This window comes from Rathayibacter sp. VKM Ac-2759 (assembly GCF_009834225.1).
In the GTDB taxonomy this organism is placed as follows: Bacteria; Actinomycetota; Actinomycetes; order Actinomycetales; family Microbacteriaceae; genus Rathayibacter.
This window is the reverse complement of the sequence record NZ_CP047176.1, coordinates 1,568,779-1,593,596: the sequence shown is the minus strand read 5'-3', so window position 1 is coordinate 1,593,596 and position 24,818 is coordinate 1,568,779. Positions and strand designations below refer to the sequence as shown.

The window sequence follows — 24,818 nt, the reverse complement described above, 5'->3', positions numbered from 1 at the left end:
CTCGTGCTGTCTGGGGAAAGTGGCGGTGTCGACGCTACGCGCCGGTGCTGGAGTCGTTCTCGGTCAGCACGGCGCCGACGGCCGTGACGATCAGCGCGAGCGAGTGGGCTCCCGCGTCGGGTGTGCCGAGGCTCTTCTCGGCGTGCGGGCGGGCGCGGCCCATCTTCGGCAGCAGCTGCGCGGTGGCGGCGGCGGCCTCGGTGCAGGCGAGGGCGGCGTCGCGCCACGCGACGGCGAGCGGCGCGCCGGCACCGACCCGGGTGCCGAGCACGTCGGCGAAGGGCACGAGGGAGTCGACCATGGTCTTGTCGCCCGGAGTCGCGCCGAAGGCGAGGATCGCGGTCCGCGCCCGCTCGACTCCCGCGAGCACCGACTCGGCGCTGGGGCCATCGGAGTCGCCGAGCGCCCCGCCGATCGCGTCGAGCGCGGCGCCCCAGAGGGCTCCGGAGGTGCCGCCCGCGCGGTCGGACCAGGCGTCGCCCGCGTGGGCGAGCACCGTTCCCGAGCCCGCGCCCGCTTCGACCGCGGCGCGGGCCGCGGCGACGGCCGCGTGCACCCCGCGCTGCATCCCGATGCCGTGGTCGCCGTCGCCCGCGACCGCGTCGATCCGGCCGAGCTCGTCGGCGTTCTCGTCGATCACGCGCTCGGTCGCCTCGAGGGCGGCGAGCACGGTGGCGGCGGCGGCGCGGGAGTGCTCGGACGCCTCCGCGATCGCGGCCGGGCCGGCCGTCTCCTCCGCGGTGTCCTCGAGCGGGGCCGCGGGGCGCACGGCGCCCTTGCGGTAGGCGGGGGCCTCCGCCGGGGCCGCCCAGAGCCGCTCGAGCTCGTCGTCGACCCAGAAGAAGGTGAGCGAGACGCCCGCCATGTCGAAGCTCGTGACCAGCTCGCCGACCTCCGGCTCCAGCACTTCGACGCCGTGCGCGCGGAGGCGCCGCTCGATGCCGGAGTAGACGACGAACAGCTCCTCGTACTTGACCGAGCCGAGCCCGTTGAGGATCACGACGAGGCGGGCGCCCTCGAGCTCCTCGACCCCGTCGGGCCGCTCGGCCAGGAGCGACTCGACCAGCAGCTCGGCGAGACCGTCGGCCGTCGGGACGTCGTCCTCGCGGATGCCGGGCTCGCCGTGGATGCCCATGCCGACCGCCATGCGGCCCTCGGGCACCTCGAACAGCGGCTCGGAGGCTCCGGGCAGCGAGCAGCCCGAGAACGCGACGCCGAACGAGCGGGTGCGCTCGTTGGCGAGGGCGGCGATCCGCTCGACGTCGTCGAGCGAGGCGCCCTCCTCCGCCGCGGCTCCGGCGACCTTGAAGACCGTGAGGTCGCCGGCGATGCCGCGGCGCTTGTGCTTCTCGTGCGGCGCCGCGCTCGAGATGTCGTCGGTCACGGTCACGGTGCGCACGTCGATCCCCTCGTCGCGGAGGCGCCGCTGGGCCGCGTCGAAGTTCAGCACGTCGCCCGCGTAGTTGCCGTAGCTGAGCAGCACGCCGCCGCCGTGCTCGGCCGCCTTCGCGACCGAGTGGACCTGCTGCGCGGACGGAGAGGCGAAGAGGTTCCCCATCGCCGCACCGTGCGCGAGCCCCTGGCCGACCAGCCCGCCGAACGCCGGGTAGTGGCCGGAGCCGCCGCCCACGACCAGGGCGACCGAGCCGGGGGCGCTCGCGGTGGAGCGCACCACGCCGCCCTGCACCCGCCGCACGAAGCGGCGGTTCGCGGCGACGAAGCCGTCGATCATCTCGTCGGCGAAGTCGGACGGGTCGTTGTAGAGCCGGGTCATGCGTTCGGTCCTGTTCGGTGTCGTGTCGGCGGAGGAGGCGGACGGCTAGTGCGCGATGACGTCGACCGTCGGCGCGTCCAGCGGGGCGTCCTTGTACTTGCGGGCGAGCAGCGACATCAGCAGGGCCGAGAGCAGCAGGAAGAACCCGACGATGAACATCGGCACCTCGTAGCCGCCGGTCGCGTCCTTCAGGGCACCCGTGATGTACGGGGCCGAGAAGCCGGCGAGGTTGCCGACCGTGTTGATGAGCGCGATGCCCGCGGCCGCCGCGGCTCCGGTGAGGAAGCGCGTCGGGAAGGTCCAGAAGTTGGGCAGCGCCGAGAAGATCGCCATCGCGGTGACGGTGATGACCGCGATCGTCGCCGCGGGCGAGCCGGCGAAGAGGGCGAGCGGGATGCTCAGGCCGCCGGCGATCGCCGGGATGACGATGTGCCAGGTGCGGACTCCGCGGCGGGTGGCGTCGCGCGACCAGAGGAAGAGCGCGATGGCGGCGGGCACGTACGGGATCGCCGTGATCAGGCCCTTCTCGAAGATGCCGAAGGTCGTGCCGTACTGCTCCTGGAAGCCCTCGATGATCGTGGGGAGGAAGAAGGCCAGCGCGTAGAGGCCGTAGATGAAGCCGAAGTAGACGAAGCTCAGCATCCAGACGCGACCGCTCTTGAACGCCGACGACATCTTGGGGTGCGTGGTGACGCCCTTGGTCTTGACGTCCTCCTCGCGCTGCAGCGCGGTGGTGAGCCAGACCTGCTCCTCGCGGGTCAGCCACTTCGCGTCGGAGGGCTTGTCCTTGAGGTAGAACCAGGCGATGAGGCCGACGATGATCGCCGGGACAGAGACGCCGAGGAACATGAAGCGCCAGCCCTCGAGGCCGAAGATGCCGTCCTGCTCGATCAGCAGGCCCGCGAGCGGGGCTCCGATGACCGTGGTGAGCGGCTGCGCCAGGTAGAAGAGCGCGAGGATCTTGGAGCGGTGCTTCGCGGGCACCCAGAGGCTGAGGAAGAGGATGGCGCCCGGGAAGAAGCCGGCCTCGGCGACTCCGAGCAGGAAGCGCAGCACGACGAGCTGCTCGAAGTTCTGCACCCAGGTGAACAGGAGCGCGACGATGCCCCAGCTGACCATGATGCGGGCGAGCCAGCGGCGGGCGCCGAAGCGGTGCAGCGCCAGGTTGCTCGGCACCTCGAGGAGGATGTAGCCGATGAAGAAGACGCCCGAGGCGAAGCCGAACTGCGCGGCTGAGAGCGCGAGGTCCGCCTCCATGCCGTTCGGCGCGGCGAAGCCGATCGCCGTGCGGTCGAGGTAGTTGATGAAGAACATCAGGGCGACGAACGGCACGAGGCGCACCGAGATCTTCCTGATCGTGCTCTTCTCGACGGCGGCGTCGGCGTTCGGCCGAGCGCCGGTCTGAGGGGGAAGGTCCACGTCGATCTCCTGATCCATGTCAACGACTGTGTTGGGGCCACCGGGCGCCGTCAGCGGGAATTGGCTGACCGGTTGACCAATTAGATGATGCTCCCCCGGGGGATCTCCTGTCAACCGGTTCGCGTCTCGCGTCGCTGCCCTGCGCCAGGGCCGGTGATTGCTACCGTCGGAGCATGCCGGCGTACCCCGAAGACGATCCGTCCCTCGTGCGCCTCGAGCTGCAGACCCTGCCCCGCGGGACGGCGGTCGCCGAGGTCGCGAAGCAGCTCACCTCTCTCCTCACCCGCGGCGACCTCGTGCCCGGCTCGCGGCTGCCTCCCGAGCGCCAGCTGGCCGAGAGCCTCGGAGTCGGCCGCTCGGCCGTGCGGGAGGCGCTCGCCGCCCTCGAGATCCTCGGCATCGTGTCCGTCCGCCCCGGCTCGGGCACCTACCTCCGCGACAGCACCTCCGAGCTGCTGCCGACGACGCTCAGCTGGGGGCTCATGCTCTCGGCCGGGCGCACCGCCGAGCTCATCGAGGTGCGGAGCGGCCTCGAGATCCAGGCCGCCATGCTCGCCGCGATCCGGATCGACGCCGAGGGGCTCGACAAGCTGCGCGCGCACCTCGCCGCGATGGAGTCGCACCTCGACGACATGAGCGCGTTCGTGGACGCCGACGTGCGCTTCCACCTGCAGATCGCGCTCAGCGCCGAGAACGTGGTGCTGCGCGATCTGCTGCAGACGATCCGCTCGCTGCTGCGGCTCTGGGTCGAGCGCGCGCTGAGCAGCCCGCAGCAGGCCCTCGACGCGTTCACCGAGCACCGCGCCGTGCTCGAGGCGCTGGAGGCGGGCGACCCCGCCGCCGCGGCCCGCGCGATGGAGTCGCACATGAGCACGGCCTCGCGGCGCCTCGCCGACACCGGGAGCTGATGCGCGGTGGCAGGATCGGGTGATGAGCCCGATCCTGCGCCGCACCGCCACGATCGCCGCCGTGGCGACCGCGCTCCTCGTCACCGGGTGCGCGGGGCGCGCGGACGTGGCCTCGTCGCAGACGCCGCTGCCGACTCCGACCGTCGCGGCGACGGCCACGGCGACTGCCACGCCCACGGCCACCCCCGAGACCTCACCGACGGAGGCGTCGCCCGCCGCGGCTCCGGAGCCGAGCGTCGCCCCGGAGCCGACCGCCGCACCGGAGCCGGGCACCGTCCCCTCGATCGAGCGCTGCACCGGCGCCGACCTCGCGCTCGAGTACCGCCCCGACCCCGACGCGTCCGGCGCGGGCAGCAGCGCCTTCGACCTCGTCTTCACGAACACCACCGCCGTCACCTGCACGCTCGCCGGCATCCCCGGCGTCTACGCGACCGACGCCGACGGCGTCCGGCTGGGAGCAGTCGCCGCCGCCACCGGGCCGAACCCCGACGGGCTGTTCTCGCTGATCCCCGGCGGGCAGGCCGATGTCCGCGTGACCTGGCACTCCCCCGGAGCCTTCGGCTGCCCCGTCGCGACCTCCGCCTACCTCGTCGCCGAGGTCGTCGACGCGGCGGACCCCGCCGTCCGGGCACCGGCCTCGATCGAGGTCTGCACCGACGGCACGGTCTTCATGGAGGCGTCGACCTACACGCTGCTCGGCTGACCGGCGAGCACGACCCTGACGGCGTCGCCCGGGGCGAGCCGGAGCGCGCCACCCTCGGCACCGCCTCCGTCCGCTCGTCGCCACTCGACGACTCCGTCGACGGCGACCTCGACCGCCTCGCCGCCGAGGTTGCCGAGGAGGAGGACGGCACCGCCTCCGACGGCCGCGCCCAGCGCATGCAGACCCGGCGCATGCACGGCGAGCCGAGGCGCTCCGGTCAGCTCCGCGGCCCAGTCCAGGACCCGTCCCGCCGGCGTGGGCCCGTCGGGGCCGGCGATCCCCCGCGGCCCCCACTGCTCGAAGTAGGCGAGGGAGTCGACGCCGTCCTGCGCGAGAGCGTCGAGACTGCCGACCACCCAGGCCGCGAGCGCCGGTGAACTCTGCCGCTCGTCGGTCGCGCCGGGCAGCAGCTCGGGTCCGTGGCCGAACCGGTCGATGTCGGCGTCGCCCGGGTCGAACGGCGAGGTCGACACGGCGTTCATCCGCGGTCCGAGGGTCACCGGACCGAGGTGCAGGCGACGACCGGCGGCGATCACCGACGCATCGCGGACGACGGTGCGCTGCACGCCGAGCGACTCGACGAGCTGGTGCCCGGAGCTGTCGTGCATGAACGGGGTGAGACTGAAGGCGAGCGGAGCGTCGACGTCGGCCAGCGCCTCCGCCCCCCGGTTCAGCTCGGTGAAGTGCGAGCGCACGCCGCCGACGAGTCCGATGCCGCGCTCCTCGGCCGCGCGCCGGGCCCGGGCGAGCAGGTCGGGCTCGCTGCGGTGCCCGACGGCCGCGAAGGCGCCCAGCCGCGCGAGCGGAGCGTCGCCCAGCTCGGCGAGCACGGCGTCGACGTCGCCGGGGTCGGTGGCGACGATCCGCAGATCGATCGCGCCGGGAGCGTCCTCGACGGCGCGCCGCAGTGCGCGGCGCCAGCCCGCTCCGCGCGGATCGGCCTCGACGATCAGCCCGAGGCCGCTCCGGTACCCCGGGGGGTGAGCGCCGGGGGCGGTGGACGCGGACGTGCGGATCTCGGGGAGCGGATGCGACTCCCCTCCCACCTCCACGACGACCACGGCGGCGCTCTCGGGAGCGGGGTCCCGCTGCTCGACGGGACGCGGCGCCGCGGCGCACGAGACGCGGACGCTCTGGCGGACGGTGTCGCCCGCGTCGACCTGCACCGGGAAGGGCAGATCGAGCGGAGTGGAGTAGGTCTTGAACGAGGCGTCGGTCCAGTTGCGCTGGTCCTCCATCTCGAACACGTCGCCCTCGAAGACCAGGTCGACCGGCACGTCGCCGGCCCGGAAGGACAGGCCGGCGAGGTCCCGCGCGGGCTGGTGCGGAGAGATCCGCCCGGGGAAGGCCAGGGACTCGACGGACCCGTCGGAGTGACGCGCCTCGAAGGGCGTGCCCGCCACCTCCGGAGCGTGCAGCACGATGAGCCCGAGCCGGTTGCGGAGGAACGAGGACGCGGCGACCGCCTCGAGCGCGACCGTGAGCGCAGACTCCTCGACGCCGACGCGGAGCGTCCAGTGGACGCGCGCGGCGCCGTCGGAGCTCTCGCCCTCGATCAGCAGGCCGCCCGTCGCCGCGACCGCGGTCGTGCGTGTGGTCGGCAGTGTGCCCCAGTCGCGGTCCCTCACCACGAACCGGATGCCGCGCAGGATCAGCGTCGAACCGTAGCGCAGGTCGTCGAGGCGGCCGTCCGAGAGGCGCAGCGACCACTGACCCGCCCGGATCAGCTGCTCATCGCGCTCGACCGGAAGCAGGAGGTCGGCGGGGAGCGAGAGCTCCGCCGTCAGGATCCGGATAGCGGCCATCCTCAGAGTGTGGTCATGCCGCCGTCGACACGGAAGAGCGCTCCGGTCGCATAGCTGGACTCGTCGCTCGCGAGGTAGACCATGATCCCCTCGACGTCCGCGGCCGAGCCGGGGCGGCCGAGCGGGATGCGCGAGGTGATGGCGGCGCGGGCCTCCGCGTCGCCCGAGATCGCGGTGACGAGCGGAGTCTCGGTGTAGCCGGGCACGACCGTGTTGACCCGGACGCCCTCGCCCGCGTAGGCCGCGGCGACCGTGCGGGCGAGGCCGTGGATGCCCGCCTTCGAGCTGCTGTACGCGGTGAAGTCCTGGCCCTCGCCGTTCAGGCCGGTCGGGCTGCCGGTCAGGATGATCGAGCCGCCGCGACCGCGGAGCGCCCGCACCGCGTGCTTGACGGTGAGGAAGGTGCCCGTGAGGTTGATGTCGATCGTGCGGCGCCAGACGTCGAGGTCGAGGTCGGCGACCTTCGCGTCCTGGCCGAACAGCTGCACTCCCGCGTTGGCGACGACGACGTCGGGAGAGCGGCCCTCGTCGGCGAGCCGGGCGAACGCGGCCTCGACGCTCGACTCGTCCGAGATGTCCAGCGCGACGGCGACGGCCTCGGGGAATGCGGAGGCGGCGCTCTCGGCCGCAGCGAGATCGCGATCGGAGAAGGCGACACGGGCGCCCTCCCGCGCGAAGCGCTCGGCGACGGCACGGCCGATGCCGGAGCCGGCTCCGGTGACGAGGGCGTTCTTGCCAGTGAGGCGACCGGTCATGCGTTCTCTCCTTCGAGTCGATCTGCTCTGATCATAGGAGGACAACCGGTTGACCGCAGCCCTCGGATACTGCGCGATCGCGGAGCGCGCGAGCCCTTGACCAACCAAGACGGCGGGGTCACGCTCGTCCACAACGTCCCGCTACCCCGGAGGTCCCCCATGAAGGTCGGCTCGCTCATTCTCCGTCTCGCCGTCGGCGGGCTCTTCGTCGGCCACGGCCTGCAGAAGCTCCGCGGCTCGTTCGGCGGCCCCGGCCTCGACGGCACCCAGCAGATGATGGAGAGCCTCGAGATGCACCCGCCGAGGCGGAACGCCGTCGCGGCCGCCGTCACCGAGACGGCCGGAGGCGCTGCCCTCGCTCTCGGAGCGGCCACTCCGCTCGCCGCTGCCGGTCTGATCGCGACGATGGTCACCGCTGTCCGCAAGGTGCACTGGAGCAACGGCCTGTGGAACGCGGGCGGCGGGTGGGAGTTCAACGGCCTGCTCGTCGCCGCGTCGGCCGCGATCGTCGCCGACGGACCGGGCGCGCTCTCGTTCGACGCGCTGCTGGGCAAGAAGAAGTGGGGCGCCGGCTGGGCCCTGTTCGCCCTGGTCGCCGGAGCCGCCGCCTCGACCGCCGCGATCGAGGCAGGCCGCCGCGCCGCGCCGCTCGGCTCCTCCCCCGAGTCCCCCACCTCGGCCGCCGACGGCACGGCCTGACCTGCGGGCCCGGCCGGTCGCGCGTCCGCCGCGCCCGGCCGGTTCCTGTCGGCCCCACCGGGCTCTCGGGCTGCCCGCTGGTCGGGCAGCACCCGGAGGGCCGCCGCCGGCCACTGTGCCCGCCCACTGCCTGCTGGTCGAGCAGCCCCGCAGGGGGCGTATCGAGACCCACCGTCGTCCGGGCGTCGTGCGTGCGCAGACCCCCGCTACCGTCGCACCATGACCTCCGACCCCACCGCCTCCTGGCAGACCGCGGTCGACGCCCTCTGGGCGCACGACGACCCGGAGCACGTCCTCGCCCGCATGCGCGAGCTCGCCGCAGAGTTCCCCGGCTCCGACGGCTCGGCGCACTTCGAGCTGGGCGGCGCACTCGACAGCGCCGGCCACGAGGCCGAGGCGGCCGAGGAGTACGAGCAGGCCCTCGCCGCCGGACTCGACGACGAGCGCCGCGCCCGCCTGAGCATCCAGTACGCCTCGACCCTCCGCAATCTCGGCCGGGCCGAGGAGGCGGTGGACCTGCTCACCGCCGCGCCGCCGCATCCTGCCATCGGCGCGGCCCGGGAGGTGTTCCTCGCGCTCGCCCTGCACAGCGCGGGGCGGCCCGACGACGCCCTGCGCATCGCCCTCGAGGCGCTCGTGCCGACACTCCCGCGCTATCAGCGCTCGGTCTCCGCGTACGCCGCCGACCTCGCGCCGGTCCCGACCCCGTCGGCCGCCAGGTGATCCCGCTCGTGCGCGCCGAGGTCGCCCGTCGCGACGCCGCCGCCGCTCGGACCGCCGATGTCCTCGACTGACGCCGAGCCGTCGGCGGACGGGTTCGTCCACGTCCGGGCCGACGATCCGCGGGCGAGGCCGCTGCTCGACGAGCTCGAGCTCGAGTACGACACCCGGTACGGGACCAGCTGGGGCGGGCCGGCCTCGACGGAGCTGAGCCGGTACCCGGCAGAGGACTTCGCCCCGCCGAAGGGCGGGTTCGTCCTGCTCCTGCGCGACGGGACGGCGATCGCCGGAGGTGCGTTCAAGGCCTTCGACGACAGCACCTGCGAGCTCAAGCGCATCTGGACCTCCTCGTCCCATCGACGTCAGGGTCTCGCGCTCCGGGTGGTCGCGGAGCTCGAGGCCGAGGCGCGCCGCCTCGGCTACTCGACGGCCTACCTGACGACCGGACCGCTCCAGCCGGAGGCCCAGCGGCTGTACCTGACCGCCGGGTACACGCCGCTCTTCGATGCGACCCAGCCGCCCGAGGTCGTCGTCCTGCACGGCTACGCCAAGACGCTGACGGATCGCCCGCTCGACGTCGGCCGCATCCAGGACGCCCACGACGCCGAGTTCCGGGCGCTGCTCGCGGTGCTGCCCGACGGCGGCGAGCGCCTCCGCGCCGCCACGCGGGAGCGGAGGGGCTGACCTCGGCGGGTCCGCAGCAGCGGATCGCGGCCGTCGTGATCGGCGGCCCCACGCCTCAGCGCCTCTCACGGTCGCTCCGACGCGGCGACGAGCGACCGCGAGGCGGCGCCGACGATCCAGTCCGGGAGCGCACGGTACGAGAAGACGGTGGAGTAGAGCCGCGCCATCGAGTACGAGGGATCGATCCGCAGAGCCGACTCGAGGTGGACCGCCGCCAGGCTCGTCACGCCGAGCGACCACCAGCACCACGCGAGGACGGTCAGGACGGGAGGCCGCGCCTCCCGGGGCGCGAGAGCCGCGAGACGGGCGAGCGCCGCGGTCGCGTGCTCGACCCGGGGTCGATCGGGGCCGGTGCCCGTCCCGAGCAGCAGGGCCGCCGAGGAGCGGTCGAGATCGTCCACCTCGCCGGCTGCCGTCTCCCGCGCGACGATCTCGTCCATGGTCTCGCCGGTCCTCCTCTGCACCGCCTCGAGCCGGTGCTGCAGCCGGCGCGACTGCTCGGCCGCGGCGCGACCCAGCGCGATCTGCACGGTGACCTGGTCGCGGAGGGCCGGCGACTGCAGGATGCGGACGATCCCGCCGTCCCTTCCTGCCGCCGGAGGCGAGATCAGCCAGCGCTCGACCATCGAGACCACGTCGCGCACGGCGCCCGGCCCGCGCTCGAGGATCGCCGCCACGACCGCGCGGTCGGACGGCGCGACCTCCGGCAGCTCGGCGAGCACCGCGACGTCGAGCGGGTCGGGAGACGTCGCCCGTGCGAGGACCCCCGCCTCGCTGTCGTCGATCTCGGCCGGCGGCCGGGGGTCGCGGCTCTCGGCGGGGTCGGTGTACCTCCCCCAGCCGTCCGGCGCGACGCAGGCCACCCCGACGATGCCGAGCCCCGTCCTCTCCAATCGCCGGAGGACGGCCCGGCCCAGCTCGAGCAGCGGGATCCCCCGCGACTGCTCGTAGGTCGCCTCCGGGTAGACGACGACCAGCGCCGCGTCCGCCTCGGGCACCGCCTCCATCATCTCGACGCAGCCGCGGGCGACGGCCTGGATCTCGACCCGGCGCAGTCGCCCGGGGAGCGGCAGCCGGAAGCCGCCGGCGGCACGAGTTCCTCGGAACGGGACGACCGCGACGGAGTTCTCGGGTCTCATCCCGATCAACGAGGGGACGACCGCGAGGAGGTCGGCGAAGCCGCTGGCGCGGAGCAGCTCCGGTTCGCGGACGGTGGCGGAGGAGCGGAGGTGTGCTGTCATGGCCCACACGGTCGTCCGTCCCTCCCGCACGTGGGCGGCCGACGTCCGGATCAGTGGAGAGGCACCGTCAGGATCGGCCTGGGGAGGAGACCTGAGCAGCCGTCGCGACGGCGCCGCGCAGCCTCTCCAGCGCGGTGGAGACGACCTCCAGCACCTCCGGACGCCCCTCCAGACGGAAGTCCACCTCCGCCGGGATCCAGACGAGCGCCGACAGCAGACCCTCCGCTGTCTCGGCGTCGACAGGCCAGCGGGTGAGCCCGCTCCCGACGGCGACCGCACCCGCCGACCAGCGGCCGAGCATCTCGGTCGCCTCCTCGAGCGGCAGCGACAGCAGCACCTCCAGCCGGAGGCGCCCCTCACCCGGCGCCTCGACCTCCGCCTCCGGGCCGATCCGGGCCTCGAAGCGCACCCGCGTGCCGAAGAGGCGGCTCATCCGATCCAGCCGGAAGGTCCGCCAGTCCTCTCGGCGCAGGTCCCAGCACACCAGGAGCCACGTCCGGTGGGTGGAGACGACGGCGTGCGGATCCACCAGACGATCCGACTCGCTCCCGTCCGCCGTGGTGTAGTGGAAGCGGATCCTCTCCTGATCGCGGCAGGCGAGAGCCAGCCGCCCCAGCACCTCCTGCGGCACCGCCGTCTCCCGGGGGCGCCGCCACCGCTGCAGCCGGCTCACCGCGTCCACCCGCTCTCGGAGGGACGCCGGCAGTACCTGCTCGAACTTCGCCAGCGCGCTCAAGGTGGTCCGCTGACCGTCCTCGAGCCCCTCGTCGGCCGCGAGGCGCAGCCCGACCGCCACCGTGACCGCCTCGTCGTCGGTGAGGAGGAGCGGCGGGACCCGCGCACCGGCCTCGAGCCGGTACCCGCCGGTCGCACCGCGCGCCGCCACCACCTCGTAGCCGAGCTCGCGGAGGCGCTCCACATCGCGGCGCAGCGTCCGCTCGGTCACCCCCAGCCGGGCGGCGAGGACCGGCCCGGTCCACTGCTGGTGGGTCTGCAGCAGGTCCAGCAGCGCGAGCACGCGCGAGGTCGTCCGGGACATGCGCCGAGTCTGCTCCCGCATCAGGACAGGAAGCGACCTGATCGACTCCTAGCGTCGTCGTCCGGGGGCACCACCGCTTCCGAGAAGAGAACGAGGAGAGCACCGTGGACATGAAGCTCGAACTGATCCCCGTGCCGGTGACCGACGTCGACCGCGCGAAGGACTTCTACACGAACACGATCGGCTTCGTCGCCGACCACGATCAGGTCGTGCACGAGGGCCTGCGCTTCGTGCAGCTGACCCCTCCCGGGTCGGCGTGCTCGATCGTGATCGGCGTCGGCATCACCGAGATGGAGCCCGGGTCGCAGAAGGGCCTGCAGATGGTCGTCGCCGACGCCGCGGAGGCGCACGCCGAGCTCCGCGGGCGCGGCGCGGAGGTCTCCGAGATCGACTCGCAGCCGTGGGGCGAGTTCGTCTACTTCGCCGACCCCGACGGCAACACCTGGGCGCTGCAGCAGATCGTCCACCCGGGCTGACGAGCCTCCGCCATCGGATCGAGTCCTTCCTGAGACGATCGCCCTCTCGCCGACACTGTCAGAGTGAGGGCGAGAGGAGGTGGGATCGTGACAGCGGTACAGGAGACGGACGCCGAACTCGTGCGTCGCGCCGCAGCCGGCAGCGAGCTCGCCTTCCGCAGCCTCTACCGCGCCTACGTCCGGCCGGTCTACTGGCTCGCGCACGGCATGCTCCACGATGCGGGCGAGGCCGAGGACGTCACCCAGGAGACGTTCGTCGTCGCCTGGAGCAAGCTCGGCGAGCTCGAGCTCGCCAGCGACTCGCTCCTGCCGTGGCTCGCGACGATCTGCCGCTTCCAGGCGGCGAACCGCGTCCGCTCGCGTCGCCGCGATCGCGAGCAGACGGTCGAGGCCGACGACGAGCTGGCGTCGCCGCACGACCTCGAGCAGCAGATGGTGACGGCGGCGCTCACCGAGGCGATCCTGCGCGAGACCGAGGGGCTCGCCGAGCTCGACCGCTCGATCTTCCGCCTCTGCGCCACCGAGGGGCGCGGCTACGACGAGGCCGCCGCCACCCTCGGCGTCTCGCACGCCACCGTCCGCAATCGACTGTCGCGGGTGCGCCGCCGCCTGCGCCTCGTGGTCGACGACTTCCGAGGAGCGGAGCAGCCATGACCGACCCCATCACCCTCGCGCCCCTCGACGACGAGCGGGTCTCCGCCCTGGAGTCCCGGGTCTTCCGCTCGATCGCGGCGTCGCGCGCGGCCCGCGCCGCGCGCCGTCGACGCGCCGTCAGCATCGGAGGCGTCGCCGCCGGTCTCCTCGTCCTCGCGGTGGTCATCGGTCCCGTCGTCGGCTCCGCCGGGGTCGTGTCGTCGAGCGCCGGGTCCTCGGCGGCCGACGAAGCGCCCGCCTTCGCCGGCGGCGGCCTCGAGTCGAACCCGCAGGCGGCGCCCGATCCCGCTGCGGGAGACTCGTCTGCGCGCGAGATCGTCTCGACGGCGTCGGCGACGCTCGAGGTCGCCTCCGTCTCCGACGCCCTCGACGCTCTCTCCGCCTCCGCCTCCACCCTCGGCGGCTACGTCGAGAGCTCGACCACCTCCGCCCTGCAGGCGACGACCGACGCGATGGCCGTCGACCCGTCGTTCCCCGCGCCCGTCCCGGACGGCTCCGGAGTGATCACGCTCAGGGTCCCCGCCGACCGCCTGGCCGAGGCCCGCGACTCCCTCGCCTCCCTCGGCACCGTGACGGCGAGCTCGATCAACCGCGCCGACGTCACGACGCAGGCCATCGATCTGCGTGCACGCGTCGAGTCGGCACAGGCCTCGGTCGACCGCCTCACCGAGCTCATCGCCCAGGCCGGCAGCCTCGCCGATCTGCTCGCCGCCGAGTCCGCGCTCGCCGAACGTCAGGCCACGCTCGAGTCCACCCAGCAGCAGCTCACGGCTCTCGAGAGCCAGGTCTCGCTCGCCTCCCTCACCATCACCGTGGTCCCGGAGTCGTCCGCCACCACCGCCGAGCCGGCCGGCTTCCTCGACGGCCTCCTCGCCGGCTGGAACGGCCTGATCGTCGCCGCGAACGGCGCACTGATCGGCATCGGGTTCCTGCTCCCCTGGCTCGTGGTGATCGGAGTCGTCGCGCTGGTCGTCGTCGCCGTCCGCCGCCGCCGGGGTCCGCCGACGCGAACTCCCCCGGCCGGCGGCGCCGAGCACCCCGACTCCTGACCCCTCAGCGGCGTGCCGATCACGCCGCGACGGCTCAGGCGCGCAGCACCTTCTCCATCGAGCGGCTCGTCCTCAGCTCGTCGACGAGCTTGTCGAGCCGGCGGATCTTCTGCATCAGGGGATCGTCGACCTCCTCGACGCGGACCCCGCAGACCACTCCGGTGACGAGATCGGACTTCGGATTCATCCTCGCCGAAGCGAAGAACTCCTCGAAGGTCGTGCCGCTCTCGAGGTGCTCACGCAACTCGGCGTCGGAGTAGCCGGTCAGCCACTCGATGACCGCGTCGACGTCGGCCCGGGTCCGGCCCCTCCGCTCCGCCTTCGCCACGTAGTGCGGGTACACCGAAGCGACGCTCGTCGTGAAGATCCTGTGCATGGGTCGAAGGGTAGACCGGAGCGACGACGGAGGCTAACGCCGAGTCGAGACCGGCGGCACCTCTCCCCGGGCCTGCGCGGCGTACACCGCGGGAGTCGTCCCCAGCCGGGCCCGGAACGCGGCGATGAAGCTGCTCACCGAGTCGTAGCCGACCGCGGGCGCGACCGCCTGCACCGCGTCTCCGCGAACGAGCATCCCCACCGCGGTGTGCACCCTGGCCCGCACCCGCCATTCCCGGAACGTGCTGCCGGTCTCGGCCGAGAACGCGCGCGCGATGGTCTTGCTGCTCACCCCGATCTCGGCGGCCCAGTCGGCGAGCTCACGGGGGTCGGCCGGATCGTCGAGCAGGGCGGCAGCCACCGTCCGCGCTCGCGGATCGCGGGGCAGCGCGACCGCGGCGTCGTGGTCGGGCGCCTCGGCGAGCAGCTCGGCGAGCAGCAGCCAGCACTGCCGGCGCCGCACCGCGGAGGGGTGCGCATCGGCGAGGTGGAGCAGCAGCGACCCCGCGAGGTCCTCGAGACGGAGGGTGCGTGCGCTCCCCCAGCGGTCGCCGGGCGGTCGGAGGGTCGGGTCGGCGTAGACGCTGATCAGGTCTCCCTGCTCGACGAAGGTCATCTCGTGCGGCACTCCCGCGGGGATCCACGCCAGGTGCTCGCGGCGCAGGTGCCACTGGTCGCCGAGCACGCCGAGCTCCATCGACCCGGTCGCCATCCAGGCGAGCTGATCCTCCTGGTGCACGTGCGAGTCGAAGCCCGTTCCGCGGACGACCCTCGACCGGGATGCGGTGAGAACGGCGGATGTCCCCTCGGGGTGATCGATTCCGGCGCGAGACGCGAGAAGGGACTGCAGATGTTCGCGGTCGGACACAGCGGCGTCCTCCCTTCCGGATCGGTGTCCGCTCGCGGTGATGGCGAGCGTAGTAAGGCAAGGCTAACCTGACGACCGCCTCCCCCGTCCGACCGATCCCGGAAGAGCCATGACCCCTGCATCCCGCCTCCTCGCCGCCTCGGCCGCGCTCGCCCTGAGCGTGGCCGCCCTCTCCGGCTGCAGCACCGCCGCTACGGCGAGCGCCGAGAACCCCGACTACACGACCGAGCCGAGCGACTCCTTCCCGGTGACGCTCGAGCACCAGTACGGCGAGACGGTGATCCCCGCCGAGCCGCAGCGCGTGGTGGTCGTCGGACTCACCGAGCAGGACATCCTGCTCGAACTCGGCGTCACCCCGATCGCCACGACCGAGTGGTACGGAGAGCAGCCCCACGCCGTCTGGCCGTGGGCCACCGATCTCCTCGGCGACGCCGAGCCGACCGTCCTCGACGCGACCGACGGACCGGAGTACGAGAAGATCGCCTCCCTCGAGCCCGACCTGATCGTGGGCACGAACGCGGGCATGACCGAGGAGATGTACGACAAGCTCACCGACATCGCGCCCACCGTCACGAGCGTCGAGGGGTCGGGCCTCTACTTCTCGAGCTGGCAGGACCAGACCCGCCAGGTCGCGCGCGCGGTCGGCCGCTCCGCCGAGGGCGACGCCCTGATCACGGGAGTCGAGGACGCCTACGCCGAGGCCGCCGCCGCGCATCCCGAGTTCGCCGGGCTCACCGCGACGTTCTCGCAGGGCGGCCCCTGGGACGGCGACCTCTGGGTCTATCCCGACGGCCTCAACACCGACTTCCTCACCGATCTCGGCTTCACGATCACGCCGGGCCTCGAGGACTTCGTCCCCGAAGAGGGCGGTCAGGCGCAGATCTCGGCCGAGAACGTCGGTCTGATCGACGCCGACGTGATCGTCTTCGCGACGGAGTCGCCCGACGCCGTCCAGGAGCTGCTCGGCTTCGGCACCACCTCGAGCCTCTCCGCGGTCACCGGCGGCCGCGCCGTCTACACCGACGCCGAGCTCGCGGGTGCGATTTACTTCCTCACCCCGCTCAGCCAGAAGCACGTGCTCGAGCAGCTCGTGCCGCGCCTGGTCGACGCCGTCGCCGGCGAGGCCCCGCAGACCGTCGAGGGCTGACCTCCCCGTGACGCCGATCCTCGAGGCGGCGGTGCCGACCGTGCGCCGGTACCGCCTCCTCGGCCTCCTCGCCGCCGTCGCTGCCCTGCTGCTCGCGTGCGCGCTCAGCATCCTCGTCGGGTCGAACCCGCTCGGCCCGGCCGAGCTCTGGCACGCGATCACCGCCTACGACGGATCGACGACCGACCAGGTGGTCGTCGACCTCCGCGTCCCGCGCACGGTCGCCGGTCTCGTCGTGGGCGTCGGGCTCGGAGTCTCGGGCGCCGTGATCCAGGCGCTCACCCGCAATCCTCTGGGCGACCCGGGCATCCTCGGCGTCGACGCCGGCGCGGCGCTCTTCGTCGCGGTGGGAGTCGCCCTCGGCGCGAGCTCGCCGGTGCAGTACCTGCCCTTCGCGTTCGTCGGCGCCCTGGTGGTCACCGGGGTGGTCTCGGTCATCGGCTCGGTCGGCAGGGGCGGCCCCGATCCGGTGCGGCTGACGCTCGCCGGCGTCGCGCTGGCCGCCGTCCTCACCGGCGTCACGACCGCCATGATGCTGCTCGACCCCGTGACCTTCACCAGGCTCCGAGGCTGGAACGCGGGCTCCTTCGTCGAGCGCGGCTTCGACGTCGTGGTCCCGGCGGCTCCGTTCGTGGTCGCGGGAGTCGTCGTGGCGGCGCTCTCCGCCCGCTCGCTCACCGCGATGGGCCTCGGCGACGATCTCGCCGCCTCCCTCGGCACGCGCCTCGGACGCACCCGGCTGCTCGCGGTGCTCGCGATCACCCTCCTCGCCGGGGCGGCCACCGCGATCGCCGGCCCGGTCGGGTTCGTCGGGCTGGCGGTCCCGCACATCGCGCGGTGGATCACCGGACCCGATCAGCGCTGGATCCTCGCGCTGTCGATCGTGCTGGCGCCGACTCTCCTGCTGCTCGCCGACGTCGTCGGCCGCATCGTGCTCCGGCCGGGCGAGGTGCCGGTCGGGGTCGTCACCGCCTTCGTCGGCGCTCCCGTCCTCATCCACCTGGTGCGGCGGGCGAAGGTGAGCACCCTGTGAGCCGCACCACCCTCGGCCCGCACGCGATCGTCCTGCGGGGCGGCCCGTTCTCCGTGCGCTTCCGGAGGCGCACCGTCGTCGTCGGCGCAGCGCTCGCCGCCTGCGTGGTCGCCCTCTCGGTCGTGGCCCTCGGCCTCGGCGACCTCCCGCTGTCGGCGCCCGACGTCGTCGCGACCCTGCTGGGGCAGCGCAGCGGCATCGCACGGACCGTCGTCGTCGAGTGGCGGCTCCCCCGGGTGCTCGCCGCAGCGGTCTTCGGTGCCGCACTCGGAGCCTCGGGCGCCGTGTTCCAGTCCCTCACCCGCAACCCGCTCGCGAGCCCCGACGTCATCGGGCTGACCGCGGGCTCGTACGCCGGCGGCCTGCTCGCGATCATCGTCCTCGGCGCCGGGGCCGGGTCGGTGCCCGTCGCGGCGGGCTCCGTCGTCGGCGGACTGGCCGCCGCGGCGCTCGTCTACCTCCTCGCCTACCGACGCGGAGTGCAGGGCTTCCGGCTGATCGTCATCGGCATCGGCGTCTCGGCGATGCTCGAGGCGCTCAGCACCTACCTGGTGCTGCGTGCGAAGCTCGAGATCGCGATGACCGCCTCCGTCTGGGGTGCGGGGTCGTTGAACCCCGTGGGAGCGGATCAGCTCCTCCCGGCCGCCGTGGCGATCGGCGTCGCCCTGGTGGGGCTGGGGCTGCTCGCCCGTGCGATGCGCCAGCTCGAGCTCGGCGACGACGCGGCGCGGGCACTCGGCTCGGGGGTCGAGTGCACCCGCCTGCTCCTCGTGGTCGGCGCCGTGGTGCTCACCGCCGCGGTGACCGCCGCCTCCGGGCCGATCGCGTTCGTCGCCCTCGCCGCCCCGCAGATCGCGCGACGCCTCACTCGCACCGCCGGGCTCGCCCTGGCGCCGTCGGCCCTCGTCGGCGCGCTGGTGCTGCTCGGTGCCGACACGCTCGCGCAGCACGTCGTGCCCGGATCGCTCCCGGTCGGCGTCGTCACGGTCGTCGTCGGCGGCCTCTACCTCGTCGGGCTCCTCATCCACGAAGCACGGAGACGCTCATGACCCCCTCGCCCCGCCTCGCCGCCGTCGACCTCACGATCGGCTACGACCGCCGCGTCGTCTCGCGCGAGCTCTCGGTCGAGATCCCCGACCGCTCGTTCACGGTGATCGTCGGACCGAACGCCTGCGGCAAGTCGACCCTGCTCCGGGCGCTCTCGCGCCTCGTCGCCCCGATCGCCGGCCAGGTGCTGCTCGACGGGCGCTCGATCGCCTCCTCGCGCCCGAAGGAGGTCGCCCGGGTGCTCGGGCTGCTGCCCCAGAGCTCTCTGGCACCCGACGGCATCACGGTCGCCGATCTCGTGGGGCGCGGCCGGTACCCGCACCAGGGCTTCCTCCGCCAGTGGTCGGTCGCCGACGAGGAGGCGGTGGCCGCGGCGATGGCGGCGACCGGCGTCACCGAGCTGGCCGGCAGACTCGTGGACGAGCTCTCGGGCGGGCAGCGACAGCGCGTCTGGGTCGCGATGGTGCTGGCCCAGCAGACCCCGCTCGTGCTGCTCGACGAGCCGACGACCTTCCTCGACATCGCGCACCAGATCGAGCTCATGGAGCTGTTCACCGATCTGCACGAGCAGGGCACCACCCTGGTGGCCGTCCTGCACGACCTCAATCAGGCGGCCCGGTACGGCACTCATCTGATCGCGATGAAGGACGGCGCTGTCGTCGCTCAGGGAGCCCCGGGTGAGATCGTGACCGCCGAGCTCGTCGAGCACGTCTTCGGGCTGCCCTGCGTGGTCGTCCCCGACCCCGTGACCGGGACCCCGCTGGTGGCGCCTCGGGGTCGCGCGCGGGTGCGGGCGCCGCGATGACGCGCCGCATGCTCCTCCAGGCGCCGCCGGAGCCGATCCCTGCGCGGACGATACGCATCGACGCGTCGACGACTCCGGCGCGGTTGACCCTCCGCGTCCTCACCGGCGCCCGCCGGTTCACCGTGCCCGCCGCCGCTCTCTCGATCAGCCATCAGATCGGCGAGGCACTGGTCCCGGTGCTGATCGGCCTCGCCATCGAACGCGCCGTCTCCACCGGGGACCCGGCGCAGCTGCTGCTCTGGCTCGTCCTGCTCGCGGCCGACTTCGCGCTCCTCTCGTTCTCGTGGCGGTTCGGCTCGCGTCTCGGCGAGCTCGGCATGCTCGTGGTGCAGCACCGCCTCCGGAGTCTCGTCGCCGAGCGGCTGCTGCTGCGCTCGGCGCGCACCGGCAGGCGCTCCGATCAGCCGGGTGTCGCCCTCTCGCTGGCGACCTCCGACGTCAACCGGCTCTCGCTGGCCGTCGAGATCGGCGTGCACCCCGTCGGTCAGCTCGCCGCGGTGCTCTTCGGAGGAGCCGTGCTGCTCACCCTGTCGTGGCCGCTCGGTCTCGCGGTGCTTCTGGGCGCGCCGCTGCTCCTGGGGGCGACCGAGCTCGCCGGTCGCGGTCTGCGACGTCGCAGCGGTGACGAGCAGGAGGCGGCCGCGACCGCGGCGGGCAGGGCGGCCGACCTCATGGCCGGCTACCGCGTCCTCCGCGGCATCGGCGCCGAGGAGGAGGCGTCCCGCCGCTACCGCAGCGCGAGCCGGGCGGCTCTCGAGAGCACGGTGCGCGCTCGCCGCGCGGAGGGCGTGCTCGGCGGGGTCATGGACCTCGCGACGGGACTCCTCCTCACGGCCGTCGCCGTCGCGGCCGCCCTCCTGGCCGTGGCGGGACGACTGGGTCTCGGTGAGTTCGTGACGGTGGTCGGGCTGACCCAGTTCCTCGTCGACCCGCTGCAGAACGCGGCGCGGGAGGCGGGTTCGTGGTGGGCGACGGCGACCGCGTCGGCCGCGCGCCTCCTCGAGCTGCTGCCGGAGTCCGAGCCGACCGAGTCGGAGCCGATCGCGTCCGTGCCGACCGGGCCAGAACCGCCCTCGCTACCGCTCCGGTCGCTGATCGACGGGATGTCGGCGGTCGAGATCGTCGCGGTCGCGACCGACGGAGCAGCGGCCGATGCGGTCCTGGCCGGGATCCGCGCGGCGCATCCCGACGCCCTGTTCGCTCCGCACGCCTCCCACCTGTTCTCGGGCAGCGTGCTCGAGAACGTGCGACTGCACGGCGTCGACTCCGCCCGCGCCGCGGCGGCACTCACCGCCGCAGGGTGCGACGAGCTCGCCGAGATCCTCCCGGGAGGACTGGACGGTGACGTCGGCGAAGGCGGATCCTCGCTCTCGGGCGGTCAGCGCCAGCGGGTGGCGCTGGCGCGCGCGCTCGCACAGGACGCCCCCGTCCTCGTGCTGCACGACCCCACGACCGCGGTCGACGCGGTGACCGAGTCCGCGATCGCCTCCCGCCTGCGCTCCGTGCGCGGCGAGCACCGCACCGTGGTCGTCTCGCGCTCCCCCGCTCTCCTCGCCGTCGCCGACCGCGTGGTCGACGGCCTCGCGGAGGCGCGCCGGTGACCGCCGCCTCCGATCGCCTCCCCGTCGCGCGGGGCCGCGTCGTCCTCCGCGAGGTGTGGCGGGCGCTCGGCCGTCGTCGCCTGCTGCTCCTGCCGCTCGCGCTCGTCCTCGTCGCTGCGGCCGTCGCCGGCATCGTGCCGCCCGTCGCGCTGGGCCTCGTCGTCGACTCCCTCAGCACGGGCGCCGACGACCCCGCACTGATCGGGCGGCTGGGTCTCGTGATGGCGGCAGCGGTCGTCGCCGGCGCCGTGCTGTCGGCGATCGGGGTCGTCGCCGCCTCGCGCCTCGTCGAGCGGATGCTGGCCGACGTGCGGGAGCGGATGGTCGAGGCCGCGTTCCGCCTCCCCCCGTCGCGCGTCGAGCGAGCGGGCACCGGAGACCTGATCGCGCGCGCCGGCGACGACGTGGCGGAGGTCTCGAGCGCCGTCCCGAGCGTCGTCCCGGCCCTCGGCGGCGCGCTCGTCACGATCGCCGTGACCCTCGTCGGCATGGCCGCCCTCGACCTCCGCTACGCCGCAGCGATGCTCGTCGTCGTCCCCGTGCACGTGCTCGCCGTCCGCTGGTACCTCCGCGAGGCGCCCGAGGTCTACGCCGGCGAGCGCGCCGCGATGTCCGACCGCGCGCAGCACCTCCTCGACTCGCTGCGCGGTCTCGAGTCGGTGCGCGCCTACGGTCTCGGGCACCGGCATCTGCAGCTCATCGCGGCGGCCTCGTGGGAGGTCGTGCGGCTCACGATGCGCGCCCGCGCGATCCAGAACGGCTTCTTCGCCCGGCTCAACCTCGCCGAGTACCTGGGCATGAGCGCACTGCTCGTGGTGGGCTTCGTCCTGGTCTCGAGCGGAGCCGGCACGCTCGGCGGCACGACCGCCGCGATGCTGCTGTTCCTGCGCCTGTTCGGGCCGATCAACCAGCTGCTCTTCATCGTCGACGAGTTGCAGTCGGCTCTCGCCTCCCTCGGACGGATCGTCGGCGTGATCGCCGCGGAGGAGGCGGGTGCCGAGGCGCCCGCCCCGGCCTCCTCCGGCGCACTCCGGCTCACGGATCTCGGCTACGCCCACCTGCCGGGGCATCCCGTGCTCTCGGGCGTCTCGGTGACCGTGCCCGCCCGGGGAACCGTCGCGGTGGTCGGCGCCTCCGGTGCCGGCAAGAGCACGCTCGCGGCGCTCGCCGCCGGGATGCACCTGCCCACCGTCGGCTCCGTCGCGCGCCGGGACCCCGTGGTGCTGGTCACGCAGGAGGTGCACCTCTTCGACGGGACACTGCGCGACAACCTCACGCTCGCCGCTCCCGCCGCGACCGACGCCGACCTGACGGAGTCGCTCCGCCGAGTCGGTGCCGCGCCTCTGCTGAGACGCATCGGGCTGGAGGGCGTGCTCGGCGCCTCCGGCTCGGCGCTCACTCCCGCCGAGGCGCAGCAGCTGGCCCTCGCCCGGGTGCTGCTGGCCGACCCCGCGACCGTCATCCTCGACGAGGCCACCGCCGAGGCGGGGTCGATCGACGCCGGGCGCCTCGAACGCGCCGCATCGGAAGTGCTGCGCGGCCGCACCGCGCTGGTCGTCGCGCACCGCCTCACCCAGGCCGAGACCGCCGACCACGTCGTCCTGATGGAGGCGGGCCGCATCGCCGAGGAGGGGACCCACGCCGAGCTGCTCGCGTCCGGCGGTCGCTACGCGCGACTGTGGGAGGCGTGGAGCGCGCCGTCGCGTCGGTGAGCGGCTCTCGCGGGCTCCGGGCGCCGACGCCGCTATATTCCCGGAGTGGCCCTCGCGCCTCGATCCACCGCACACAGAGAGAACCACCGTGAGCCTCCTCCGCACCAAGTCCGTCGAGCAGTCGATCGCCGACACCGATGAGCCCGAGTTCCGCCTCAAGAAGTCGCTGAGCGCGCTCGACCTCACGGTGTTCGGCGTCGGAGTCGTCATCGGCGCCGGCATCTTCACCCTCACCGGGCGCGCGGCCCACGACATCGCAGGCCCCGCGATCGTGCTGAGCTTCGTCGTCGCCGCCTTCGCCTGCGCCCTCGCGGCCATGTGCTACGCGGAGTTCGCCTCCACCGTGCCCGTCTCGGGGTCGGCCTACACGTTCTCGTACGCGTCGCTCGGCGAGCTCTTCGCGTGGATCATCGGCTGGGACCTCATTCTCGAGCTGTTCCTCGGTGCGAGCGTGGTCGCGCAGGGCTGGAGCGCCTATCTCGGCTCGTTCCTCCAGCAGCTCGGCATCACTCTGCCCGCGGCGGTCTCGTACGGCGGAGTCGTCGACCTCCCCGCGATCCTGCTGGTCCTGGTGCTCGGCGCCCTGATGACCTTCGGCATCAAGGAGTCGCTGCGCGTCAACCTCGTGCTCGTCGCCGTGAAGCTCTTCATCGTGCTGTTCGTCATCATCGCCGGCCTGCAGTTCGTGAACACGGCCAACTACTCGCCCTTCATCCCGCCGGCGGAGGCGACGCAGGCCGCATCGGGGCTCACCCAGCCGCTCCTGCAGTTCGTGTCGGGCATCGAGCCCGCGACCTTCGGTGTCGGCGGCATCATCGCCGGCGCCTCACTGGTCTTCTTCGCGTACATCGGCTTCGACGTGGTCGCCACGACCGCCGAGGAGACCCGCAACCCTCAGCGCGACATGCCCATCGGCATCATCGCCTCCCTCGTCATCTGCACCGTGCTCTACTGCGCCGTCGCCCTCGTCGTGACCGGGATGGTCCCCTACCGCGAGCTCGACCCCTCCGCGGCCCTGGCCAACGCCTTCGCGTACCACGGCCAGACCTGGATGGCGACGGTCATCTCGGCGGGCGCCGTCGCGGGCCTCACCACGGTGGTGCTGACCCTGCTCATCGGAGCGACGCGCATCATCTTCGCGATGTCCCGCGACGGCCTGCTCCCCCAGAGCCTCGCGACGGTGCACCCGCGCCTGCGCACCCCGTGGGTCACCTCCGCCGTCGTGACCGTTATCGTCGCCCTGCTCGCCGGCTTCACCCCGATCGGCGTCCTCGAGGAGATGGTGAACATCGGAACCCTCTCGGCCTTCGTGCTCGTCTCGGTCGGCGTCATCGTCCTGCGCCGCAAGCGCCCCGAGCTCAAGCGCGGCTTCCGCGTCCCGCTCAACCCGTGGCTGCCCGGCCTCTCCGCCCTGATCTGCACCTACCTGATGCTGAACCTCTCCATCGAGACCTGGCTGCGCTTCCTGATCTGGCTCGCGATCGGCTTCGCGATCTACTTCGCCTACTCGCGGAGTCACGCGAAGATCGGTCGGTAGAGGAGCGCTGAAGCGGCGGAGCTCAGAGCGACGGACGCAGGTCGCGGATCAACTCCTTGAGCTGCGCGATCTCGTCGCGGAGCGCCTCCACCTGCTCCTCCGTCGCCGCCGCCGTCTTCTCCGTCTCGAGCGAGACCTGCTCGACGATCCATGAAGCGAGCGTCGCCGTGACCACACCGATCAGCGCGATGCCGCCGACCATGAGGCCGACGGCGACGACGCGCCCGGTCACACTCACCGGCACGAAGTCGCCGTAGCCGACGGTGGTCACGGTGACGAACGCCCACCAGATCGCGTCGCCGAAGTCCCGGATCGGACCACCGCCTCCCCGTTCCGCGTCCAGCACCGCCAGTGCCGCCACCAGGATCGTCAGGGCCGTCGCGCCGACGGTGTAGACCACCACCTTGCCGCGCAGCATCGACCCGGCGTTGCGCTGGATGAGCGAGATGATCGTGAGGAATCTCATGAGGCGCAGCGGCCGGAGCATCGGCAGGGCGACCACGGCGAGATCGAGCAGATGCCGCGTGAACCACCGCCCGCGATCCTCCGCGAGCGCCAGGCGCGCGAGGTAGTCGACGAGGAACACGGCCCACGTTCCCCAGAGCAGTACTTCTGCGACGGCCTCGAGAGGTCCATCCGGTCGCGCGAGGATCTGGGTCGCATAGGCGGCGAGGAACACCGACGCGCAGATCGTCAGCGGCCACTCGGCAGCGCGCTCCCAGCGCGCGAGACGGTTCCCGTACATCCGCCCATCATCGCGGACGTGC

General features: G+C 73.2%; 24 protein-coding genes. 15 read left to right on the top strand and 9 right to left on the bottom strand.

The window, feature by feature from the left end; genetic code table 11:
- Positions 1-34: 34 nt before the first annotated feature.
- Both GSU68_RS07300 and GSU68_RS07295 read right to left on the bottom strand, forming a co-directional pair.
- On the bottom strand, positions 35-1,774 hold the full coding sequence (locus tag GSU68_RS07300; RefSeq protein ID WP_159906853.1) for a dihydroxyacetone kinase family protein: 1,740 nt from the start codon (positions 1,772-1,774) through the stop codon (positions 35-37).
- Between the two features lie 45 nt (positions 1,775-1,819).
- Complete coding sequence (locus GSU68_RS07295) at positions 1,820-3,211, bottom strand: MFS transporter (protein ID WP_159906851.1); 1,392 nt, start codon at positions 3,209-3,211, stop codon at positions 1,820-1,822.
- Positions 3,212-3,366: 155 nt separating this feature from the next.
- On the opposite strand from GSU68_RS07295, the gene GSU68_RS07290 reads away from it, so the two are divergent.
- Positions 3,367-4,101, top strand: a complete 735-nt coding sequence (locus GSU68_RS07290; protein ID WP_159906849.1) for a FadR/GntR family transcriptional regulator — start codon at positions 3,367-3,369, stop codon at positions 4,099-4,101.
- 22 nt (positions 4,102-4,123) lie between these two features.
- Complete coding sequence (locus tag GSU68_RS07285; RefSeq protein ID WP_159906847.1) at positions 4,124-4,804, top strand: DUF4232 domain-containing protein; 681 nt, start codon at positions 4,124-4,126, stop codon at positions 4,802-4,804.
- Here GSU68_RS07285 and GSU68_RS07280 read toward each other — a convergent pair.
- Both GSU68_RS07280 and GSU68_RS07275 read right to left on the bottom strand, forming a co-directional pair.
- Entirely contained in the window at positions 4,786-6,609 is a 1,824-nt protein-coding gene (locus GSU68_RS07280) for a hypothetical protein (protein ID WP_159906845.1), read from the bottom strand. The two genes, GSU68_RS07285 and GSU68_RS07280, sit on opposite strands and share 19 nt — an antisense overlap.
- Positions 6,610-6,611: 2 nt before the next feature.
- A complete protein-coding gene (locus tag GSU68_RS07275; RefSeq protein ID WP_159906843.1) occupies positions 6,612-7,364 on the bottom strand; it encodes an SDR family NAD(P)-dependent oxidoreductase in 753 nt (250 codons plus the stop codon).
- A gap of 159 nt (positions 7,365-7,523) precedes the next feature.
- On the opposite strand from GSU68_RS07275, the gene GSU68_RS07270 reads away from it, so the two are divergent.
- From GSU68_RS07270 to GSU68_RS07260, 3 genes are all read left to right on the top strand, one after another.
- Complete coding sequence (locus GSU68_RS07270; protein ID WP_159906841.1) at positions 7,524-8,063, top strand: DoxX family protein; 540 nt, start codon at positions 7,524-7,526, stop codon at positions 8,061-8,063.
- 219 nt (positions 8,064-8,282) lie between these two features.
- Positions 8,283-8,786: a tetratricopeptide repeat protein gene (locus GSU68_RS07265; RefSeq protein ID WP_159906839.1), complete on the top strand. Its 504-nt coding sequence runs from the start codon at positions 8,283-8,285 to the stop codon at positions 8,784-8,786.
- 57 nt (positions 8,787-8,843) lie between these two features.
- A complete protein-coding gene (locus GSU68_RS07260; protein ID WP_159906837.1) occupies positions 8,844-9,467 on the top strand; it encodes a GNAT family N-acetyltransferase in 624 nt (207 codons plus the stop codon).
- A gap of 65 nt (positions 9,468-9,532) precedes the next feature.
- Here GSU68_RS07260 and GSU68_RS07255 read toward each other — a convergent pair whose 3' ends face one another.
- Together GSU68_RS07255 and GSU68_RS07250 are read right to left on the bottom strand one after the other, a co-directional pair.
- Entirely contained in the window at positions 9,533-10,708 is a 1,176-nt protein-coding gene (locus GSU68_RS07255) for a DUF4192 family protein (RefSeq protein WP_159906835.1), read from the bottom strand.
- A gap of 67 nt (positions 10,709-10,775) precedes the next feature.
- Positions 10,776-11,747: a WYL domain-containing protein gene (locus GSU68_RS07250; RefSeq protein ID WP_159906833.1), complete on the bottom strand. Its 972-nt coding sequence runs from the start codon at positions 11,745-11,747 to the stop codon at positions 10,776-10,778.
- Between the two features lie 104 nt (positions 11,748-11,851).
- Between GSU68_RS07250 and GSU68_RS07245 the strand changes: the two genes are divergently transcribed.
- From GSU68_RS07245 to GSU68_RS07235, 3 genes are all read left to right on the top strand, one after another.
- Positions 11,852-12,223, top strand: coding sequence for a VOC family protein (locus GSU68_RS07245; protein WP_159906831.1), 372 nt, complete (start codon positions 11,852-11,854; stop codon positions 12,221-12,223).
- A gap of 87 nt (positions 12,224-12,310) precedes the next feature.
- Positions 12,311-12,877 carry a sigma-70 family RNA polymerase sigma factor gene (locus GSU68_RS07240; RefSeq protein WP_208544664.1) on the top strand — a complete coding sequence of 189 codons (567 nt, stop codon included), beginning with the start codon at positions 12,311-12,313 and terminating at the stop codon, positions 12,875-12,877.
- Complete coding sequence (locus tag GSU68_RS07235; protein ID WP_159906829.1) at positions 12,874-13,926, top strand: DUF4349 domain-containing protein; 1,053 nt, start codon at positions 12,874-12,876, stop codon at positions 13,924-13,926. The genes GSU68_RS07240 and GSU68_RS07235 overlap by 4 nt, the downstream gene beginning before the upstream one ends.
- A gap of 34 nt (positions 13,927-13,960) precedes the next feature.
- Here GSU68_RS07235 and GSU68_RS07230 read toward each other — a convergent pair whose 3' ends face one another.
- Entirely contained in the window at positions 13,961-14,302 is a 342-nt protein-coding gene (locus GSU68_RS07230; protein ID WP_159906827.1) for a DUF2200 domain-containing protein, read from the bottom strand.
- Positions 14,303-14,335: 33 nt separating this feature from the next.
- Complete coding sequence (locus tag GSU68_RS07225; protein ID WP_159906825.1) at positions 14,336-15,040, bottom strand: AraC family transcriptional regulator; 705 nt, start codon at positions 15,038-15,040, stop codon at positions 14,336-14,338.
- A 238-nt stretch (positions 15,041-15,278) separates the two neighbouring features.
- Between GSU68_RS07225 and GSU68_RS07220 the strand changes: the two genes are divergently transcribed.
- The 7 genes from GSU68_RS07220 to GSU68_RS07190 all read left to right on the top strand — a co-directional run bounded on the left by GSU68_RS07220 (position 15,279) and on the right by GSU68_RS07190 (position 24,051).
- The gene (locus GSU68_RS07220; protein WP_159906823.1) at positions 15,279-16,316 is read left to right on the top strand and encodes an ABC transporter substrate-binding protein; all 1,038 of its coding nucleotides are present in this window, start codon (positions 15,279-15,281) and stop codon (positions 16,314-16,316) included.
- Between the two features lie 7 nt (positions 16,317-16,323).
- Positions 16,324-17,349, top strand: coding sequence for an iron chelate uptake ABC transporter family permease subunit (locus GSU68_RS07215; RefSeq protein ID WP_208544663.1), 1,026 nt, complete (start codon positions 16,324-16,326; stop codon positions 17,347-17,349).
- Positions 17,346-18,398 (top strand): iron chelate uptake ABC transporter family permease subunit, encoded by a 1,053-nt coding sequence (locus GSU68_RS07210; protein ID WP_159906821.1) that lies wholly within the window; start codon positions 17,346-17,348, stop codon positions 18,396-18,398. Before GSU68_RS07215 ends, GSU68_RS07210 begins: the two co-directional genes overlap by 4 nt.
- Entirely contained in the window at positions 18,395-19,201 is an 807-nt protein-coding gene (locus tag GSU68_RS07205; RefSeq protein WP_159906819.1) for an ABC transporter ATP-binding protein, read from the top strand. The genes GSU68_RS07210 and GSU68_RS07205 overlap by 4 nt, the downstream gene beginning before the upstream one ends.
- Positions 19,198-20,802 (top strand): ABC transporter ATP-binding protein, encoded by a 1,605-nt coding sequence (locus GSU68_RS07200; RefSeq protein ID WP_159906817.1) that lies wholly within the window; start codon positions 19,198-19,200, stop codon positions 20,800-20,802. The genes GSU68_RS07205 and GSU68_RS07200 overlap by 4 nt, the downstream gene beginning before the upstream one ends.
- Positions 20,799-22,514 (top strand): ABC transporter ATP-binding protein, encoded by a 1,716-nt coding sequence (locus GSU68_RS07195; RefSeq protein WP_159906815.1) that lies wholly within the window; start codon positions 20,799-20,801, stop codon positions 22,512-22,514. The genes GSU68_RS07200 and GSU68_RS07195 overlap by 4 nt, the downstream gene beginning before the upstream one ends.
- A gap of 88 nt (positions 22,515-22,602) precedes the next feature.
- The gene (locus GSU68_RS07190; RefSeq protein ID WP_159906813.1) at positions 22,603-24,051 is read left to right on the top strand and encodes an amino acid permease; all 1,449 of its coding nucleotides are present in this window, start codon (positions 22,603-22,605) and stop codon (positions 24,049-24,051) included.
- Positions 24,052-24,073: 22 nt separating this feature from the next.
- Here GSU68_RS07190 and GSU68_RS07185 read toward each other — a convergent pair whose 3' ends face one another.
- Entirely contained in the window at positions 24,074-24,796 is a 723-nt protein-coding gene (locus GSU68_RS07185; RefSeq protein WP_159906811.1) for a potassium channel family protein, read from the bottom strand.
- Positions 24,797-24,818: the final 22 nt, after the last annotated feature.